We start from the raw sequence: 19,858 nt of genomic DNA on the forward strand, positions 1-19,858 counted from the left end.
TAAAATCCCACTGAAATATGCTCAAAAAGTGAATAACTTGTTTGCTGTATCTCACCCGTAGTCGGCATATTGACCTTGGACAATAAGTTGACATGTTATATCTATTCGTTAAATACGACAAACATGTTAACCTAAAATCTGGACTGACCAGTAAGGAAATGTTTCATGGAAATCAATTTAGTGACTCTCGAGATAAGGCAGCATATTGCTTATGTTTGCCTTAATCGTCCCGAGAAAATGAATGCATTAAATTTTGATATGTTTGTTGCTATTGATAACACGATTAAACGTATTGCCAAAGACCGTAACATTAAAGCCATTATTTTATCAGGATCGCAAGGGAATTTCAGCGCTGGTTTAGATGTTAAAAGTCTGTCCAAGCAGCCGTCTAAGGCTGTTTCATTATTGTTTAAATGGTTGCCAGGGAATGCTAATTTAGCTCAGCGCGTATCGATTGGTTGGCAGCGGCTACCGGTACCTGTGATTGCTGTAATACAAGGGTGTTGTTTTGGCGGTGGCACCCAAATTGTACTAGGTGCTGATATGCGTATTGCAGAACCTTCGGCAAAGTTTTCTATTATGGAAGCTAAATGGGGGTTGGTGCCTGATATGGCAGGTCTTGCCAGTTTAAGACAGATTATGGCTAAAGATAAAGCGTTACAATTAACCTATAGCGCAGAAGTATTTAGCGCAGATATGGCCTTAGAATATGGTTTAGTGTCAGAGGTGTCTGAGGACGCGATGGCAAGGGCGGAAGCTTTGGCTTTACAGTTTATGCAAACATCACCCGATGCAATAGCGGCCATTAAACACAGTATTAATCGCAGTTGGGGGGCATCGGTTAGGCAGTTGTTATGCCGAGAGTCGTTAAGCCAAATACGTCTTTTAATTGGTAAAAACCGTGTTATAGCTGCAATTCGTCAAACTAAAAATCCTGATAAATCTTATCAACCTCGTCAACCTTGGTGGTAAAGTTGTCTTTGTCGCAGCGATTGATTAACAGTTTTGGTGAGCGTATTGGGGCTTATGATGTTGTAGATACAGAAGTTTAAATAAGTGGAGAACAGTGCTCCACTAATTATCTGAATTCTGGTTGTTTATTATTAGTCACCAGCGTTATCGGCCGATAACGCTTCTTGAAAACCCTTCGATACGTTCAAGTGCTTCTTGCCAACCACTGGCGTTAGCTAAGGTTAAATCTAACTGATATTGGCGATAATACTTAATCGGTTTGACTTGGTTGTATTGCTTGCGCACAGGCGCATTTGCCTGTGCGAGTGGGTGAGCGTCAGGTGACACTAAATCTAAGATCGGAATAGACATCATTACCAATTGTTCAGCTATTTGTTTGCGTTGATTCGATTCATCAATTAAGTCTTCATATTCGCGATACGGGTTCACTAAAATCAGTAACTCAGGGCTGGGTATTTTCTTTTCAAATAACAAGTGAGTGACCATGCCTGCACTGTCATCAAATGCGATGATAATTTTTGCACCAGGATATGGCTGGCTAATTGTGGTTAATTGATTTAATGCTTCAGTGAGATTAGCTTGCTGAAAGTTGCGTAGCTCCAGTAGTTGCGCTGAATTATATTTAGGCACGGCTTGTTGTGCGGGTAAGCTAAGTTGCGCGTCACCGGCTTTTTTTATCTGCTCACTTTCGGTGGCAAAGTTAGGTCTATATAACCCTTTGGGTGGGGTTAAACTGACAGTAGCCCAGCCTTTAGCGTTGAGTTGATGGCGTAAAAAACCTACCAGCCCCATACTTTCTGCCTGACTGTCTGACGGCCCGATAATGATAGCTAAGCCAAACTGTTGTTTGCCACTCCAAGGTCTGACTAATACATCAATCTCTTTTTCCGCTACGGTGATTTTTTTTATTTCAGTGGCGGGAATGGGGGCAAAAGAAGGTTGAGCCAATACAGATGTGGACATGAACAACACGCATAATAAGTAATACCAAGTACGTAATGGGCTCAAATTAACCTCTTTTTTATGCTAGTAATCCACTGTGATACAAGCAGTTATATATCAATAATAGCTTAATTGATTTAAAAAAAGAAGCACATGCCTTTTAACAGTACATGTGCTTCTACTTTTATCTGCTATTAATACAAATAGCTTAAGTCAGGCATTATTACACGTGGCTGACCAACACCATGCGAATTGCATCAAGTTGCAGCAAGCTGTCGTCAATATAGTCATTCAATTCTGCCATTTGATTACGGATATAATCCAGTTCAGCGTCACGAATGTTAGGGTTAACCGCTTTAAGCGCTTCAAGGCGGTTTAATTCACCACCAAGTTGATGACTCATTTTATCTTTAGCTTTGACAACTAATTCAGATAATACCGTTTGGGCATGGGCTTCGCCATGGGCAAACAAAGGGTGCAATATCGGCTGAGAAGCGTTGACTAATTTACTGGCAATATGGCGGTTAACCGCACTAAGTTGCTTGTCAAAACTTTTATAATCAACTTTGTCCGACATATTATTACCACTTTTATCCAGTAAAATACGGATAGGCGTCGGTGGCATATAACGGTATAACTGAGTCGATTTGGGGGCTGAAGCATCAGCCATATAAATCAGTTCTAAAAATAAGGTTCCAGCAGGGAGCGCTTTGTTTTTTAGTACAGCCACACTAGTGGTGCCTGTTTCTGAACCGGTAATTAAATCTAGACCCGTTTGTACGATAGGGTGCTCTTGCGAAATAAAGGCTATATCATCACGCGATAACGCAGTTTCGCGATCGAAGGTTACAGTGACCCCATCTTCAGGTAAACCTGGGTAAGTTGGGTACAGCATATGTTCGCTTGGGCGCAACACGATAGTGTTTTCACCGCTATCTTCCTGGTCAACGCCAATAATGTCCCATAAGCGGATGACACTGCCGACCAAATCTGTACTGCTGTCATTATCTGCTAAACGTTTTATCAGCGCGTTGGCGCGTTCACCGCCATGTGAGTTGATTTCAAGTAGCTTATCGCGACCTTGTTCCATGGATATTTTTAATTGCTGATATTGCTGCTTAGTGTGATTCAGTAGCTGTGTCAGTGCCTCTTCGTCATCATTGGCCAATACTTGAGTTAACTCTTCAGCAAACTGATTAAACAATACATGGCCGCTTGGGCAGGTGAGTTCAAATGAGTTTAACCCATCGCGATACCAACGCATCAGGCGTTCCTGAGCGGTATCGGCTAAATAAGGTAAATGAATTTGAATGTCATTCTTTTGGCCAATACGATCTAAGCGACCGATACGTTGTTCGAGTAAATCTGGGTTAAGCGGTAAGTCAAATAGCACCAAATGACTGGCAAATTGGAAGTTACGTCCTTCAGAACCAATTTCAGAACAAATAAGCGCCTGAGCCCCACCGTCTTCCTGGGCAAAATAAGCACCGGCTTTATCACGTTCGATAATAGACATGCCTTCATGGAATACCGTTGCCTGAATACCTTCGCGGGTACGTAAAGCTTCTTCAAGGCTTAACGCTGTTTCGGCTAAGCTGGCAATAATGAGCACTTTTTTACTGCGATGACTTTTAAGGAAATCAATTAACCAGTCTACACGGGGGTCAAACTTCCACCATGAGCTGTCATTTTCAAATGCTTGATACAGTTTTTCAGGGCTTAGGGCTTGTAATGCTTTTGCTTCTGGCGTTTTAGCGCCGCCCATCATGTCATTCACTCTTTGCGCCGTGATGTATTGCTCCGGCATTGCTTGTGGATAGGCATTAAAATGACGCTGCGGGAAACCTTTTACTGAGGCTCGGCTGTTGCGGTAAAGCACGCGGCCAGTGCCATGACGGTCTAATAGCTCTTGTAATAATTCATCACGGGCTTCTTGTTGTTGCTCTTTATCAACATCAGTGGCTTGAATTAAGCGAATACTGGGTTCGATGTCTTTCTCTGACAATAGCTCAGTTAAGCCGTTGATTGCATCTTGGCTTAAATTATCATTAGACGCTAACGCTTGAGCGGCATCGGCGACATCTTTGTAGCTGTTTTCTTCGCTTAAGAAAGCGTCGTAATCATAAAAGCGATCAGGATCGAGTAGACGTAAACGGGCAAAGTGACTCTGGTGACCAAGTTGATCTGGTGTGGCTGTAAGCAGTAACACTCCAGGTACAACTTCACTTAATGCTTCCACTATTTTATATGCGCGACTAGGAGCGTCTTCAGACCATTCTAAATGGTGCGCTTCATCGACCACCAATAAATCCCAATCGGCATCTAATGCTTGCTCAAGACGTTTCTTTTTACGCAATAACTCAAGCGAACAAATCACTAATTGTTCAGTATAAAAAGGATTATCGTTATCGGCATAGGCTTCAACGCAGCGATCTTCATCAAATACTGAAAACCTGAGGTTAAAACGGCGCAGCATTTCGACTAACCATTGGTGGCGTAAAGTATCTGGCACTATCACTAGAATGCGTTCAGCGCGACCGGTTAGCAATTGCTGGTGGATGATTAGCCTGGCTTCAATGGTTTTGCCTAAGCCCACTTCATCGGCAAGTAATACCCTAGGCGCATAACGACGACCCACTTCATGGGCTATCCATTGTTGATGTGCAATTAAGCCTACACGTGGACCTTGTAAACCGAGTAAATCTGAGGTGGCTAACTTATGGCGTAACAATTGGCATTGGTAGCGCACACCAAAACGTTCTAAACGATCAATTTGACCGGCAAACAAGCGGTCTTGCGGCTTATTAAAACGGATATTATGGCTCAGTAATGTTTCCCTTAAACTGACCTTTTCTTGGGTGTCGCTGTGGATCCCGTGATAAACCACAATGTGATCTTTTTCTTCAATATCTTCAACGGTCAGCTTCCAGCCATCACCGCTTTCAATGCAATCACCAGGATTAAAAATGACCCTTGTTAGAGGTGCTTCAGCACGGGAGAACATCCGGTTCTCTCCTGTGGCAGGAAATAATAATGTGACCATCCGGCCTTCAACTTGCACGACTGTGCCTAATCCTAGTTCTGACTCGGTATCACTGATCCAGCGTTGACCTAAAGCAAACGGCATCTTCAACTCTCATGTTTAAAGCGGGAAACAAAAAGGGGCGTATATTATCTCAAACCCACTCAGATTTAAAATTTTAGCACTTAATTAGGCAGATATTTTAAAATTAATCTGATAACTGTAACAAGCACGTCGCGGGGAGGTTAATAAGTGCTCGTAAAGGTTGATGCAAACGGTGATTTTTTAACAATGTATTATTTCATTTGACTGCTTTTTAGAATTTCTGCCCAAATAGAATCAGGCTGTTCAAGGTTACGTCACTTAAGATATCAACAATTTTATCGTTGAATTTAGATGGTGTGCGGTTTTATCTGACGGACAAGACAACATGATTTACGACTTCAGTATCAATTAACACTACTCAATCGCTGAATTCACTATCCCACCTTTTAACCTATTATGCTGCTCATTTCTGTGTAGTCGAATTGACACAGGCCCTGTTGTTTATTCGACTGCAAAATATAAAAAATGATAATAAAAATCAATATAGTCATTAAATATCAACGGCTTAATTATTTGGCATGAGGTTTGCTATTTAGGAGGTGAAATCTTATATCAAGGAGTCGTTAATGGCTGAGAAATTTACAAAAAGTATGGCCCGTAATATTTACTATGGCGGCAGCTTTTTCTTTTTGTTACTGCTGTTTGGTTTGTCAGTGGACACCGTCCGCCAACTGCCTAAGCGGGAAAATAGAGATGCGCTGACTGAGCAAGTGATTGCTGGTAAGGGTTTATGGGAAACCAACAATTGCATCGGTTGCCACAGTTTGATGGGCGAGGGGGCTTATTATGCTCCTGAACTTGCTAACGTGTTTGATCGTCGTGGAGCGGGTAACGAGGCTGCATTTAAGAGTTATATGCGTGGCTGGATGAATGCCCAGCCTTTGCCTATTCCTCATCGTCGTAAGATGCCGCAATTTAATTTAACCGATGAAGAAATCGATAGTTTGGCAGAGTTTCTGATCTGGACATCCAGAATTGATGATAACAATTGGCCACCTAATATCGAAGGTTAAGGAGAGGAGCGAAATATGAAGTATGAATCTCAACTAATTGCAAAGCCGTATTTTATCTTTGCGATGATTTTATTTGCAGGCCAAGTGATTTTTGGTTTACTCATGGGGCTGCAATACATTAATGGTGATGCTGGTTTTCCTTACATTCCCTTTAACGCAGCACGTATGGTGCACACCAATTTATTAATTGTGTGGATGTTGTTTGGCTTTATGGGCGCTAGCTATTATTTGGTGCCAGAAGAAGCGGAAACCGAACTGTATAGTCCCATGTTAGCAAAAATAACCTTTTGGGTGTTTGCATTTGCAGGTGTGGCGACCATTTTAGGTTACTTACTTGTGCCTTATGCTGAACTGGCTAGAATCACCAAAAATGAGCTATTCCCTACCATGGGACGTGAGTTTTTAGAACAACCCACCATCACTAAAATAGGTATCGTATTAGTCTGTTTGTCCTTTGTATTTAATATCGGTATGACCATATTAAGAGGCCGCAAAACAGTGATTAATATGGTGCTGCTAACCGGTCTTGTCGGTTTGGCGGTGTTCTATTTATTCTCTTTCTATAATCCTGACAGCTTAACCCTAGATAAATACTTCTGGTGGTTTGTGGTGCATTTATGGGTTGAAGGTGTGTGGGAGCTTATTTTAGGTGCGCTATTAGCCTTCGTGCTCATTAAGGTTACTGGGGTTGATCGCGAACATATTGAAAAGTGGCTTTATGTCATTATTGCAATGGCGCTGATCTCAGGACTGATAGGTATGGGACATCACTATTTTTGGGTTGGCCCACCAAGATATTGGTTATGGATGGGATCGCTATTCTCAGCCTTAGAGCCAGTACCTTTCTTCATGATGGTGGTATTTGCCTTCAAAGTGGTGAAAGAGCGTCGTCGAGATCATGGTAACAAGATAGCCACTACTTGGGCTCAAGGTACAGCTGTTATGGCTTTCTTAGGCGCAGGTGTATGGGGTTTCTTACATACCTTAGCCCCCGTAAATTACTATACACACGGTTCACAATTAACTGCCGCACATGGTCATTTAGCCTTCTTTGGCGCATATGCCATGGTAGTCATGTGCATGATTTCTTACTCTATGCCGGTGATGAATGGTCGTTTGCAGGGTAACAGTGCCAGGGCACAAAAAGTGGAACGCATCAGTTTTTGGTTGATGTGTATCGGTATGCTTGGCATTACCTTTGCGCTGACCGCAGCAGGTATTTGGCAAGTGGCGTTGCAGCGGTTACCAGAAGCTGGTGAAGCGTTAGGCTTTATGGCAACTCAAACAGAGTTAACCCCATTTTATGTGGTACGACTTGGATTTGCATTAATCTTCACCGCAGGTGTTATAACGTATTTTACCAGCTTTGTGGTCGCTAATTATGATGGTAAAAAACAGCTTAGCGATAATGCTAATGTAGTTGAGAAAATGGCTTAAACCAGAAGTAATAATGGGTTATTTAAACACGCCAATGGGGCGGTGATTGATTGATGTCTGCCCCATTTTAATGTTTAACAACAGCACCGATTGAGCCAGCCAGGTAAGTTGCCACCCTTTTACTTGGCTGGATTTTATTGAACCCTTGTAGTGGGATTTGACCCCATAGCGCTATTTGTAACTCTAGTGCTATTTCAATCTTAGTGCTTTTTCATCTCAAGTCGCAAAACGAGTCACTCTTTAATTATCGAGGTAAAAATGGAAGAAGTCGTCGGCAAAATATGGGACAAATGGTTAACGTCCCAAGTGACTACTGACCATGACGATACCAAGGTTCATTTCAGTGAATTACAATCACAGTTACTTATTTATTACCGCGCTATGGGCGGCGATGGCGCCAAAAGTGTTGAAATGGCTGAAAAGCGTGAACTTAATATTCACCGCAGCACAATGCAAAAAATTGCCGGCAGTCATAAACAATTCTATGTAAGTTGGCAAGATGAACGTAGCCTTAGACTACCACCTTATATCGCCTTATTTACCGATAAAAATCTTAATCAGTCGCTATATTTTTGGCTCACGGCATTAGCTGCCCAGCTAGATAAACAGCGCCGCAGTGCTGAGCTAAACAATCATAATGTAGGCCACCCTGATGCAAATAATAGCGGTCCTGTATTTAATCAAAATCAACATGATTGGTTTAATGACAATCAGCAGGCAACTTGCCATTTAATAACTGAATACGCCGGCCTAAGGCGACTTTACAGCACCTTAGCGCACGAGGTACTGCGTCTGCGCAGTATCGAAATTGATGCATCCCTTAAAAAAAAACCAACTTCTTCATTAAACCATCATTTTTTTAAAGGTGATTTTTTCAGTAAAGATAATGGCTTAGATCAGGCAGAGAAAGCCATTGCCACCGTGCTTAAAATTCCTGGGGTTATTAATCAATATCCCCCTTGCAGTAAAGACGTGTTGCCTGTGCCTTTATGGCTTTATCCACCAGTAGATGTACAAGGGCAAGGGGCTAATTTTGACCCTATGGACGAGAAAAACAATCAGAAAAACAGCAAGCGAAAACCGGGCGAACTGCAAGAAATTGAGCAACGTAAGAAGGCGCAATATACCGACGACAACCGTAAAACCGATGGTCTTTTAGTGTTTCAAGCTGAAGCCTTGATGACCTGGACTGAACAGATCAATTTAGATCGCTGCCAAAGCGATGAAGACGATGATGCCGATGTCACTGAAATAGCCAAAGACTTAGATATCATTAGTTTGTCTAGGCACAGAAAAGCCAATGCGGCTCGGATTCGATTCGACTTAGATTTACCCGCAGCCGCCCAAGATGATTTACGTCTTGGCGACGGTATTCTGTTACCTGAGTGGGACTATAAACAGCAGCGCTTAGTAGACAATGCTTGTGTGCTGCAAACCATGATAAGTGATGATGTTGAGCCGATGGCGTTATCCTGTGAATACCAAAAGCTTAGCCAAGATATTCTGGCACTGTTTGCGCACATAGGCTTAACCCCAAATCGTCGAAAAGCTCAACCTAGCGGCGATGAAATCGATCTTGATGCCTGGATTGATAACTTTGCTTTACCGGTTAAAGACAGCAGTAAACAAGCCTTTTATATTGATACCCAGCGCCAAAACAGGGATGTGAATTGTCTTATTCTGGCAGACTTATCACTATCAACTGAAGCTTATGTTGATGATAAACAAAGGGTCATTGATGTTATTCGTGACAGCTTAATGGTGTTCAGTGAAGCATTGACGCGTTTGGGTGATGACTTTGCTTTATATGGTTTTTCATCGGTGCGCAGTCAACATGTTCGTTTTCATATTCTTAAAAATTTCGACATGCCCCATAGCGATCATGTGCGTGGCCGCATAGCCCGCATCGAACCCGGTTATTACACCCGTATGGGCGCCGCTATTCGCCAGTCGAGTCAGTTATTATTGCAGCGCGGCGGAGCGAACAAGGTGTTATTGATCATAACCGACGGTAAACCAAACGATTTAGACCAGTATGAAGGTCGTTACGGTATTGAAGATACTCGCCAAGCGATAGTTGAAGCCAAACTATTAGGTTTAGTCCCCTATTGCGTCACCATAGATAAAAAAGGCCATGATTATTTACCTTATCTATTTGGCAGCAATGGCTTTGCTATTGTGAGTAACGCCAGTGAGTTACCGCGAGTTTTACCTAAAATTTATCTGCATCTTACTGCGGTGCATTAGAGACTTCTTGTGAGTTTATATTTAATCATTTTTCGATATAAGAGAAACGGCAATGACAACAGACACGCAAATCCATAAAACTGAAACAGCTAACAATTGTTACTACCAAGTGCAAGACAACGAAGTCGATATTTTTAACTTTGCCATGGCACACAATTTACCGATCCTTATTAAGGGGCCAACCGGCTGCGGTAAAACGCGTTTTGTAGAGTATATGGCACAAGAACTTGAGCGCGAGTTAGTGACCGTTTCTTGCCACGACGATTTAACTGCTGCCGATTTACTTGGCCGTCATTTAGTCAGTTCTGACGGCACGTTTTGGCAAGATGGCCCACTGACGCGTGCGGTGCGTCATGGCGGTATTTGTTACTTAGATGAAATTATTGAGGCGCGCAAAGACACAACCGTTGTACTGCATTCGTTATCTGATCATCGCCGCGAGCTGCATCTTGAACGCACAGGTGAAGTGATCAAAGCCCATAAAGACTTTATGTTGGTGGTGTCATATAACCCAGGTTATCAAAATATGATGAAAGGGCTTAAGCCCAGTACCCGCCAGCGTTTTGTGGCTATGTCTTTTGATTATCCAAGCCCAGATAATGAGGCCGATATTCTGGTACATGAAGCGGGAATAAATCTTGAACTGGCTAAAACCTTAGTCAAGTTAGGCGCTGATATTCGCCGTTTAAGTGATATTGATTTAAAGGCCGCGGTATCAACCCGTTTATTAATCTATGCAGCAAAAATGATGTCCAGCGGCTGTCATGCCCAAGTGGCCTGTCTGCATTGTATTATCGAGCCGTTAACCGATGAAACTGAAACCATTAAAGCTTTGGTTAAACTTGTTAATGCTCATTTTTAAGCCGCTAGCATGATTGACGCTACGGTTAGAGTGACACCCGATTGTGCTGCTGAGCCCGCGCCCAAAGCGCCGGGTTCATTAGCCGTATGGGTATTTATTTACGCTGAATTGACCGAGTTTGGGCTATTTTTCATTTTATTTTTAGTGGCTAAAGCTTATTTTCCTGCAGACTTTAGCCAAGGCCCACAAAAACTCAGCACGCTTGCTGGTATAACTAATACCTTGATATTACTTTCAAGCAGCTTATGCGTGGTTAAGGCTATGGCTGCGATTAAGCTTGGCCATATTAAAAGTACAATTAATTGGTTACTGCTCACTATTATTGCTGGTGGACTGTATTGCACTGTTAAATACTGGGAGTTTGGTCGCAATGAGGCCTTGGGTATTAGCCCCAGAGATGACTACTTTATTGCCGCTTATTATTACATTGGTTTTAATCATTTACTGCATGTGTTGATAGGCATGGCCACCATAGGTTTTGTGGCATTATTAACCGCTTTTGGCTTTTATGATGCTAAAAACCATGAGGGATTAGAAAGCGCAGCAACCTATTGGCATATGATTGATATGGTGTGGATTATCATCTTTCCGCTTTTATATGTACTGCATTAATGTATGTACTGCGCTAAAGCGGCAATGGCTAGAAAGAGCGAGTGGCTATGACAACTAAATTATTAAAGTCACTTATGCAAAGGTTAAAGTCGCACATTAAGCTGCGATTGACTCCAGCGCTTAGCACTAACATTAGCACTCGCACTCGACCTATTTGGGTGTGGGTCACTTTAGTGTTGTTAACGCTATTAAGTGCCGCGCTTGCCGAAGGGAGTTTGATAAAGGCCGCAGTTGGAAATAATATTCAACTCATTGAAGTTAATGAGTTAATCCACATAAATCACATCAGTCAATTAAGTTTACTGCTGGTATTGGGGATAGTGTTGGTCAAAGGCTTATTAGTGATTAACTATTTCATGGGGCTTAAACACACCCAAGGTTGGCCACAACGAATAATGAAAGGCTACCTTGTGCTAGTTCTATTGTTGATTGGCGGCTGTTTTATTTTTTATTAATTGCTCTCCCCCTAGCTTTATCTTTCATTATCAACTTGCTTAGACAGCCAATATCTACATGGGGGGTATATGTAACGTTTGAGCATTTAAAGCATTTTTTGTCCGATATAAGTAGGGGCATAAAATATTCTTGCTCCAAAGTGTGTTTCAAATATGGCCTACGGCCACTATGAACATGAAGCTTCGCTCATAGCAAAGAATGTATCGTGAAGTTTATCTATGTGGGTTCAGCATGGCATTCACTCACCGACACGCAACATTCTTTCGAAATAAAAAAGTCCCTGTAGCTCAACCGACCCATCCCTGGGTCGGATGGTCGGCTCGCAAACTACCATAATGAACCTTTCGAGTATTTTCATAATCTGCTAGTTTTAAAGATTGAGTAGAATAAGATTATTTTTAACACTGACTTGGTTTTGCCCCATTAAGGGCTAGGGATGCTAATTCGCCGATTTCAACTTACTGAATATTTTTCAGTCTATTCGGGTAATAAAGGTTTGCTCGTCATTCACAAAAGCGACAAAGCCGCCGTGATAGATAAATACCCGACCACGCCCCTCAACTAAGCAGGCAAGCTGTGGGTTCAAATCTTCTTCGTTACCCTGTCTTTGATATGTGCCGATTTCAGTGATTACGCCGCTGAGAGTAGGCAAATATCTATAAGTTCGCTTTGCTTGATCAACCAGGTTTAATTCGCTGGCGGTAGAGAAGCAAGAGGGTATCGTACCGGTTTCTTCGATAAACATAGTTTTCAGCTCTTCAAAAGCGGTGATCACTAGCCAGTCGATGCCGTTAACATGATGGATAAACATTGAGTTTCTCTGTAATTCTGATGCGGATATTTTAACATTATCAGGTGCAGAACGTAGTAGAGATTTAGTCATTCTGTGCAATTTACGGTCATTCACTAGGCCACCTTGAAACACGCCTTTGCCCCAAAGTTTGATTAGATGTATGGCCTAGGGCCACTATGAGAATGGTGCTTCGTTTATAGCAAAGCATGTATCGTGAAGTTTATTTATGTAGGTTCAGCATGGCATTTACTCACCGACACGCGCAAGTACGTCCTTGTAGCTCAACCGACCCATCCCTGGGTCGGATGGTCGGCTCGCAAACTACCATAATGAACCTTTTCAGTATTTTCTTAATCTGCTGGTTTTAAAGATTGAGTAGAATAAGATTATTTTTAACACTGACTTGGTTTTGCCCCAAAGCTACTTAGAGCCAAAGCTCTATTTAACAATGCTTACCTTCGTTTTCCATACAAAATTAAATTGATATTGCTCTTTTACCGATGCCATTCTTACTGCCTAGATTGCATAATTTAATGAACTGGTTTTAAACACAGGTATAATGAAATTTGGCTGAATTTAAATCAAACAACTCATTAAGTCAGCCTAAAGTCGTAACGTAGGTTTAATTAGAAAACTATAATTGATTGATAATATTGTAAATAAACATCATCGCTTATTTTTTAAACGACATTATCGTGCAACCTCGATTTATTTTGGTATGTTGAGAGTGTTTTATCACTTTACATCAAAGACATAGAGAATGTAGGATGATATAAATCAATAACTTGAACAGCCGACTTTATCGGGTGAGCCGTTCAATAAGCTTTGAATCTCAGGGAGATTAGCGTGCCTATTAATGTATCGGGTCAAACAATACATAATGGATTCATATTGTCTGAACCATTTATTCATAACGGTAACATGGTAGTACTCACAGGTCGAAACGGATGTGGTAAGACACGCCTTCTAGAAAGCATCAAAAATCAAATGTCAGTAGTTGATTTAGCAGGCGTTAGGATTACAAATCAAGAAATTATGCTTGTAGGTCAAGCCCAACTAACTCCTAATTTTGGTGGTGCATATAATGACGGCCAGTTTCAGACGAAAATAACGTCATCACTCCAAATGTTTGATCGAATTAAAAATCAATTCGACTCACCTTTATCTCATGAAAATGCTAGAAATTATGGAAGGATGCAAGAAGATTCATTACCTTATGAATCACTTTTTAGATTATGTAGTTCAATTAGTCAATATTTAAATAAGCGACCAAGCGAATTAACACATGATGAAATTAAAGTGCATTTCGAAGACCATATTCATAGTGTTCTAGGTTCTCAAAATATATCGAGTATATGTAATCGATACATTCAACGAAAAAAACTTAATAAATATAATAAATATTGTGCCGAACAAGAGGGAGAGGATGTTTCATATCTTAGCGAAGAATCATTTTTAAACAGATTCGGCGATGAGCCATGGAAAATCATAAATAAAATTATCGAGTCAACTTTTGATAATAAGTTTAAATTCTCTGAACCCGATACTCTGTCACAAAGTTATTCGTATAACGCCACTCTAATACAACAAGGTAGCGGCCTTCCTGTCGCGGTCGATGCTTTATCATCAGGTGAAAAAACCTTACTTTGGTTGGCTCTAACATTATTTAACAGCCAATATTATGATCACACTGCCGTGCAAGCCCCTAAATTGCTACTGCTAGATGAGCCAGATGCATTTTTACACCCTCAGATGGTAGTTAAAATGTACAGAGTTCTAACTGAATTTTCTGAAAGTTTTAAATCACGAATATTTATTACTACACACTCCCCAACAACTGTCGCCTTGTCACCAGAAAATAGTACATATATTGTTAGTGAAAACTCAATTTCTCCAGTTACTAAAGATGAGGGAGTTGCGGAGCTATTAGACGGTGTCACTCAAATATCAATTAATCCAGAGAACCGAAGGCAGGTTTTTGTCGAAAGCCAATATGATGCTGATGTATATCAATCTATCTATGCAAAACTATTACATAGTTCAAAATGCTTAGATCCTAAAATTTCACTTAACTTTGTAAGTTCAGGCCCTAAAATGCCAGAACAGCAGTTGAAGGATAAGGTTAAACAGATTTTAAAAATTCATGATGAAAATCTACTGAATGAATTCATAAAATCAATAAACGGTGTTGGAAATTGTGTACAAGTCGTTGGTCAAGTAAAGGCATTAGAACAGGGGGATAATAAAACAGTAAGAGGAATAATAGACTGGGATTTGAAAAATAAACCTTCCAAGCACGTTTCGGTTTTAGCTCAAAATTTTTCGTACTCTATTGAAAATATTACCCTTGATCCTATATGCATACTTCTATTGCTTCATACTAATAAACCTGATGTTTTTACTATGGCCCAAATTTGTGGTGTTGAAGTTCATTGGTCAGATTGGCTAAATAATGACAAACTACTACAAGAGTCTGTAAATCGTTTTATTTATAAGGTGCTGGGTGAAGACAACAATAAAGAGGAGGAGCTTTCTTATGTATCAGGGAAAACGTTACTTACTGATTCTCGATATTTGAAAATGAAAGGGCATCCATTGGAAAAGCTAATCAAAGAAAAATATGGCGCTCTGAATGAATTTTCAAAAACAGGAAAAGAAGGTGAGCTAAAGTATTCCATAGTAAGTAAATCAATGGTAAACCTCACAAATGGACGTTTTATCCCTAGTGTTTTTGAAAATGTACTTTCGTTGGTGCAGAAATAACAGCGAACAAGAGACAATGACACAATAACTATGATTAAGCTTTAGCATTTGAGACTAAACATCATTTTCCTGATGATAAAAAACAACAGTTTAATGTAACAATTAACTAATCCAATACTCGTACAACCCGCGTTTACTGGCGTCTTAGAATTAGGGGGAGGGTTCAAATCTCTACCCCTTGGCGACACAAAGTAATTAATTCATGTTTTAATAGCGCTTTTATCACAATCATCTAACCACTTAATTTAGTGGTCAGGTTAAACATTTATGATATGTGGGGGCAAGGATATGTGGGTCAGTGTAAACTTTAATTGAACCCCATACATTTACTAATCCCACTACCCATTTTTAGACCTTTTGCCACTAACAAACTTTTGTCCAGAAATGAGCTAATTTTTTTGTGTTTATCGTTTTCCACAGCTATCAATGAAGCTAAATCGAAGAGGCAAAAATTCAGGTGCAGATGAGCCAGCGAGTATCCAAAACAGGGATGTTTTGGTTAAGCCCACATGGATGTGCTTGCGGCGTCTCGCTGGATCATTTGCACTTGAAGTTACATTTTAAACCCACTTTGTCCAGAAATGAGTTAACTTTTTATGTTTATTGTTTGCCACAGCTATCAATAAAGCTAAATCGAAGAGGCAAAGATTCAGGTGCAGATGAGTCGGCGAGTATCCAAAACAGGGATGTTTTGGTTAAGCCCACATGGATGTGCTTGCGGCGTCTCGCGGGATCATTTGCACTTGAAGTCAATATGAGGTCTATGAGTATTTAATTGTATTCGGTTACACTTTTATAAAATGAAACCTTCCAACCCGCTTTTGTCCAAATGTAAGGCTAGGTAAGCCAGTAGATAGAGTTTTAGCCTTGCTCAGTTTTTGCCCATAAATGAATTGATTCTTGTTGTTACATAGCTTTTGCCACAATCATCAACAAAGCTAACTCGAAGAGACAACCATCGGCACTAAAGGTCGCGCTGTCACATCCATGTGATCAAGACATTCCGTTTATTCTGAACATCTCAGCGGCAGGCAATAGTCCCGATGAAGTATTGGGCTGGCTACACTAACCAGAGTGATTGCCGTTCAGTCATTTTGTTGGGTCATAATTTAGTTGGGTTAAAGCAAATCTTTATAAAATATCCACCTTAAGATATCAGCCCTAATCGCTTGGCTTGGCGGTGTAGATTTCCCCTGTCTAGTTGTAATTGTCGTGCGGCTTTAGCCCAGACTTGGTTATTGTCCTCAAGACTTTGGCGTATGATTTGACGTTGAAAGTCTGCCACTTTGTCGTTAAACGACTGACCATCGTCTAAGAACAGTGAATACAGACTCTCGTTATTATTCAGTGCGTCATCACCCTGTGTGTTATTAGCTGTTGTTGTGGATGTTACAACCGCGATGGCAGGTTCTGATTTAGGGCTTTCTTGATTGGTAAGCCCTTGCTTAAACTGCTCTGGCTTTAAAGGCTCTGGCTGCAAAGGCGATGATGTAGAAAATTGAGCCGCTGATGCAACTGATAAAGAGCTCCTTGGCTGGGTGGACACGTGTTTAAATTGTTCACCCGCAAAAGTTAAGTGATGAGGTTGAATGATGGTGACACTTTTACCTTCGGCACTGGCTTTAAGGGCGGCGCGCATCAACACATTTTGTAATTCACGCACGTTACCTGGCCATGAATAAGTTAACAATGTTTGCATGGCATCTTCACTTAGGCGCACGGTTTTAGCGCTACTTAAGCCTATTTTGTGTTTTAGGTTGGTGACAATGTTGCCGCACAGGGGCGGAATATCTCTTTGGCGTTCACGTAGTGGTGGCACATGCAGCGGATAAACACATAACCTGTGGTATAAATCTTCACGAAAACGCCCTTCACTCACCGCATGGAGTAAGTTACGGTTACTGGCAGCAATAATACGCACATCCACATGGATATTGCGATCTAGCCCCAAACGCTGAATTTCACCATCTTGAATAACCCGCAGCAGTTTAGCCTGTAACTCTAAAGATAATTCACCTACCTCGTCTAAAAACAAGGTGCCCTGGTGGGCTAATTCAAATTTACCCATACGATCTTTAGTCGCACCGGTAAACGCCCCTTTTACATGGCCAAACAGCTCACTTTCAGCCAAAGTTTCTGGCAATGCAGCGCAGTTTAATTGCACTAAAGCTTGCTGTTTACGCTTAGATTGGGCGTGTAAAGTACGGGCGACCACTTCCTTGCCTACACCGGTTTCACCACTGATTAACACGGATAAATCGGAATTAGCCACAATGCGAATATCGTCTTTAAGCGACAGCATGCAAGGGGTTTCACCAATAAAATCTGACTTCTTTAATGGCTTTTGTTTAAACGAGCTTTCAATATCATTGGCCCAATGGCTTTCTTGGCGCTCAAGTAGGGTAAGCAAGTTAACGTTACGTATAGTGGCAGCGGCAAGGGCGGCTAAAGTAGCAATGCTAATATCGCTTGTGGTATCAAATGCACCGACATTGAGCGAATCTAAGGTGAGTACCCCTACTAGGGTATCTTCAACATATAAGCTGCAGCCGATACAGGCGTGGACATCTAACACGCGTTTGGGATCGATGACTAGATAACCATCATAGGGATCGGCAAGCTCTGAGTCTGCATTAAAGCGAATAGGGTGGCGAGAGGCCATAATGGCTTCTAATCTTGGGTGCTCATGGGGGGCAAAGCCCATACCCAGCACTTCAGGTAATAGGCCATCAACCGCAACAGGTCTAAGTTCATTGCCTTGGTATTCTAATAAGGCAACCGCATCACAGGGCATGACTTGATTAACTGCTGTCATAAAGCGTTGATAAAGCGCTTTTTTAGGCAAGCTTTGGCTAAGATCCACTGCAATATCCAGTAAGGTTTGCGCTAACATGACAGGCTCCGTGGGGTAATTGACAACAAAATAACTAGGTCGTGAGTTTATGTTGTCAATATATCAACGTTTAAGCTTCTGCCCTGTAACAAACTGATAGAGTTGTGACCAACCACACAGTTTTATCGGGGGGACTTAATGGCTCCTGTATTGCTTCTGCTAAGAATTAGTAGCGTGCCATATTTAAAGGTAGAGAATTAAGGTAAGCAGTAGCGGGATAAGAATAGGATAACTTAATGCTAACCAACGCCAGTGCTTAGGTGCGTGGCGCATTTCCATAAATGTATCTACAATTTGCACGCCTTTAACTATGGTCATTAACACTATGATTAAAATACCAATAAGCCGCACGCTGGGTCGTATGCTTTCTAAAGACAATGCATTTGAAGACAGTAAAGCTGCGGGGTAATAACTAATAAACGTAGTAAAGCAGGTTAGCCCGACCAAGGTAATGGCGGCAAGATGTATGGGTTTAGTATTACTGATATATGCATTCATAGGGGTATTCCTGTCATGTGTAAGCAGAGTTTTAATGAGCAATATAAATTAAGAAAAAAACTAAAATCCACACTAGATCAACCATGTGCCAGTAGGTCGCTGCGGCTTCAAAACCTTGATTTTCATTGGTGCTATAAAAGTGTTTACGGCTTTGTTTATACAAATAAAATAAAATGCCACAACCTAATACTACGTGCATAAAGTGGAATGCGGTGATCAGATAATATAAGGTAAAAAAATCATTAGTAGACAGACTAAACCCAGCATTTATCAGTAAAGAGTACTCGTAGCTTTTAGCCATCAGATAGATAAAAGCAAAACATAAGCTGGCAATAAGTTGTTTGCCTACTTTAGGGTTATCGCCACATTTTGCTGCGTCGAGTGCTAGCGCGACAAAATAGCTGCTTATCAATAAACTTATCGTACAAGCAAGCCCTATGCTGATATGTATAATCCCTTGCCCATCGGCAAACATTTGTGGCTCTAAGCGCTTCATTACCGCAAAACCGATAAAAAAAAGCGCAAATACCGTTAATTCCATCATGATGACAAACCACATTGCAATGTCACCAGGTAGCCTAGCCTCGGGATCTGTAGTGTTTGATACCTGACACGGTTGTTGATATGACTGATGTGCAGATAAACGAGCGGGCTCATCGATAATGGTAAATGGCAGCATATATCACCTTAACGGGTAAACTATTTTAATAGTACAAAGCAACAATTGTGCCTATGTTTGATAGGTTAGTGTAAAACTGCTATTTATATGAAAAGTAATGATATTTTATATTTTTTGTTGAGGTTGAAAATACTAGCAGAATTAAGGTGTGTTAATTAGACACGGATTAGACTGACAAACGGATGAATTCCGACAATTCATTTGTATGAAACTCAGCATAACTGTGGTGTAAATCAACTTTTTATCAGTGTTACTTACTGTGACCTGGGTTTTATTTTATAAGCATTGAAGGGCTACAAAATGAACAAGGATAGCGCAATGATAAAATTGATGGTCAACTACTTATACGCAAAGGCTAAACACTGCCTGAAGAAGGGCACTGATTGGCTGAATTGACACTACCAAAGGGCTAACCAATAAATTAATTGCCAGAGAGCTCGATATTACAGATGATACTGTTCAAGTTCCTGTGAAGCATTTGTTACACAATAATGATTAGATGTGCAATAGTATTGGTTTGGATGTTTACTATCAGGTTTGCTATCTTTTGTATCCTACTGTTTA

15 protein-coding genes are annotated in these 19,858 nt (G+C 41.0%); 9 read left to right on the forward strand and 6 right to left on the reverse strand.

Features of this window, described 5'->3' with window-relative positions; genetic code table 11:
* Window positions 1-165 precede the first annotated feature (165 nt).
* Window positions 166-972 (forward strand): crotonase/enoyl-CoA hydratase family protein, encoded by an 807-nt coding sequence (locus L0B17_RS04735; protein WP_235087973.1) that lies wholly within the window; start codon window positions 166-168, stop codon window positions 970-972.
* 144 nt (window positions 973-1,116) lie between these two features.
* On the opposite strand, the gene L0B17_RS04740 is transcribed toward L0B17_RS04735, so the two are convergent.
* Together L0B17_RS04740 and rapA are read right to left on the reverse strand one after the other, a co-directional pair.
* Entirely contained in the window at window positions 1,117-1,980 is an 864-nt protein-coding gene (locus tag L0B17_RS04740) for a DUF3530 family protein (protein WP_235087974.1), read from the reverse strand.
* 157 nt (window positions 1,981-2,137) lie between these two features.
* Complete coding sequence (rapA, locus tag L0B17_RS04745) at window positions 2,138-5,041, reverse strand: RNA polymerase-associated protein RapA (protein WP_235087976.1); 2,904 nt, start codon at window positions 5,039-5,041, stop codon at window positions 2,138-2,140.
* A 566-nt stretch (window positions 5,042-5,607) separates the two neighbouring features.
* Here rapA and L0B17_RS04750 point away from each other — a divergent pair.
* The 6 genes from L0B17_RS04750 (at window position 5,608) to L0B17_RS04775 (ending at window position 11,667) form a co-directional block, all read left to right on the forward strand.
* Window positions 5,608-6,054 (forward strand): c-type cytochrome, encoded by a 447-nt coding sequence (locus L0B17_RS04750; protein WP_235087978.1) that lies wholly within the window; start codon window positions 5,608-5,610, stop codon window positions 6,052-6,054.
* Between the two features lie 15 nt (window positions 6,055-6,069).
* On the forward strand, window positions 6,070-7,491 hold the full coding sequence (locus L0B17_RS04755; protein WP_235087979.1) for a cbb3-type cytochrome c oxidase subunit I: 1,422 nt from the start codon (window positions 6,070-6,072) through the stop codon (window positions 7,489-7,491).
* 258 nt (window positions 7,492-7,749) lie between these two features.
* On the forward strand, window positions 7,750-9,738 hold the full coding sequence (locus L0B17_RS04760) for a nitric oxide reductase activation protein NorD (protein ID WP_235087981.1): 1,989 nt from the start codon (window positions 7,750-7,752) through the stop codon (window positions 9,736-9,738).
* 52 nt (window positions 9,739-9,790) lie between these two features.
* Window positions 9,791-10,600: a CbbQ/NirQ/NorQ/GpvN family protein gene (locus L0B17_RS04765; protein WP_235087982.1), complete on the forward strand. Its 810-nt coding sequence runs from the start codon at window positions 9,791-9,793 to the stop codon at window positions 10,598-10,600.
* A 9-nt stretch (window positions 10,601-10,609) separates the two neighbouring features.
* Window positions 10,610-11,212, forward strand: coding sequence for a cytochrome c oxidase subunit 3 family protein (locus L0B17_RS04770; RefSeq protein WP_235087984.1), 603 nt, complete (start codon window positions 10,610-10,612; stop codon window positions 11,210-11,212).
* 47 nt (window positions 11,213-11,259) lie between these two features.
* Complete coding sequence (locus L0B17_RS04775) at window positions 11,260-11,667, forward strand: cytochrome C oxidase subunit IV family protein (RefSeq protein ID WP_235087985.1); 408 nt, start codon at window positions 11,260-11,262, stop codon at window positions 11,665-11,667.
* Window positions 11,668-12,140: 473 nt separating this feature from the next.
* On the opposite strand, the gene L0B17_RS04780 is transcribed toward L0B17_RS04775, so the two are convergent.
* The gene (locus L0B17_RS04780) at window positions 12,141-12,479 is read right to left on the reverse strand and encodes a cytosolic protein (protein WP_235089586.1); all 339 of its coding nucleotides are present in this window, start codon (window positions 12,477-12,479) and stop codon (window positions 12,141-12,143) included.
* Between the two features lie 828 nt (window positions 12,480-13,307).
* Between L0B17_RS04780 and L0B17_RS04785 the strand changes: the two genes are divergently transcribed.
* A complete protein-coding gene (locus L0B17_RS04785) occupies window positions 13,308-15,224 on the forward strand; it encodes an ATP-binding protein (protein ID WP_235087987.1) in 1,917 nt (638 codons plus the stop codon).
* A gap of 1,147 nt (window positions 15,225-16,371) precedes the next feature.
* Here L0B17_RS04785 and norR read toward each other — a convergent pair.
* From norR to L0B17_RS04800, 3 genes are all read right to left on the reverse strand, one after another.
* Window positions 16,372-18,117 (reverse strand): nitric oxide reductase transcriptional regulator NorR, encoded by a 1,746-nt coding sequence (gene norR, locus L0B17_RS04790; protein WP_235087989.1) that lies wholly within the window; start codon window positions 18,115-18,117, stop codon window positions 16,372-16,374.
* Between the two features lie 183 nt (window positions 18,118-18,300).
* On the reverse strand, window positions 18,301-18,615 hold the full coding sequence (locus L0B17_RS04795; protein ID WP_235087991.1) for a cytochrome C oxidase subunit IV family protein: 315 nt from the start codon (window positions 18,613-18,615) through the stop codon (window positions 18,301-18,303).
* Between the two features lie 31 nt (window positions 18,616-18,646).
* Window positions 18,647-19,294, reverse strand: coding sequence for a cytochrome c oxidase subunit 3 family protein (locus L0B17_RS04800; protein ID WP_235087992.1), 648 nt, complete (start codon window positions 19,292-19,294; stop codon window positions 18,647-18,649).
* A 424-nt stretch (window positions 19,295-19,718) separates the two neighbouring features.
* Between L0B17_RS04800 and L0B17_RS04805 the strand changes: the two genes are divergently transcribed.
* On the forward strand, window positions 19,719-19,793 hold the full coding sequence (locus tag L0B17_RS04805) for a hypothetical protein (protein WP_235089587.1): 75 nt from the start codon (window positions 19,719-19,721) through the stop codon (window positions 19,791-19,793).
* Window positions 19,794-19,858 lie beyond the last annotated feature (65 nt).

It is taken from the genome of Shewanella sp. OMA3-2 (genome assembly GCF_021513195.1).
Classification (GTDB): domain Bacteria; phylum Pseudomonadota; class Gammaproteobacteria; order Enterobacterales; family Shewanellaceae; genus Shewanella.

Excerpts from the sequence above, each read along its gene's own strand:
- L0B17_RS04735 (WP_235087973.1), top strand. The coding sequence starts at position 166 with ATGGAAATCAATTTAGTGACTCTCGAGATAAGGCAGCATATTGCTTAT.
- rapA (WP_235087976.1), bottom strand. The coding sequence starts at position 5,041 with ATGCCGTTTGCTTTAGGTCAACGCTGGATCAGTGATACCGAGTCAGAA.
- L0B17_RS04750 (WP_235087978.1), top strand. The coding sequence starts at position 5,608 with ATGGCTGAGAAATTTACAAAAAGTATGGCCCGTAATATTTACTATGGC.
- L0B17_RS04755 (WP_235087979.1), top strand. The coding sequence starts at position 6,070 with ATGAAGTATGAATCTCAACTAATTGCAAAGCCGTATTTTATCTTTGCG.
- L0B17_RS04760 (WP_235087981.1), top strand. The coding sequence starts at position 7,750 with ATGGAAGAAGTCGTCGGCAAAATATGGGACAAATGGTTAACGTCCCAA.
- L0B17_RS04765 (WP_235087982.1), top strand. The coding sequence starts at position 9,791 with ATGACAACAGACACGCAAATCCATAAAACTGAAACAGCTAACAATTGT.
- L0B17_RS04770 (WP_235087984.1), top strand. The coding sequence starts at position 10,610 with ATGATTGACGCTACGGTTAGAGTGACACCCGATTGTGCTGCTGAGCCC.
- L0B17_RS04775 (WP_235087985.1), top strand. The coding sequence starts at position 11,260 with ATGACAACTAAATTATTAAAGTCACTTATGCAAAGGTTAAAGTCGCAC.
- L0B17_RS04780 (WP_235089586.1), bottom strand. The coding sequence starts at position 12,479 with ATGTTTATCCATCATGTTAACGGCATCGACTGGCTAGTGATCACCGCT.
- norR (WP_235087989.1), bottom strand. The coding sequence starts at position 18,117 with ATGTTAGCGCAAACCTTACTGGATATTGCAGTGGATCTTAGCCAAAGC.
- L0B17_RS04795 (WP_235087991.1), bottom strand. The coding sequence starts at position 18,615 with ATGAATGCATATATCAGTAATACTAAACCCATACATCTTGCCGCCATT.
- L0B17_RS04800 (WP_235087992.1), bottom strand. The coding sequence starts at position 19,294 with ATGCTGCCATTTACCATTATCGATGAGCCCGCTCGTTTATCTGCACAT.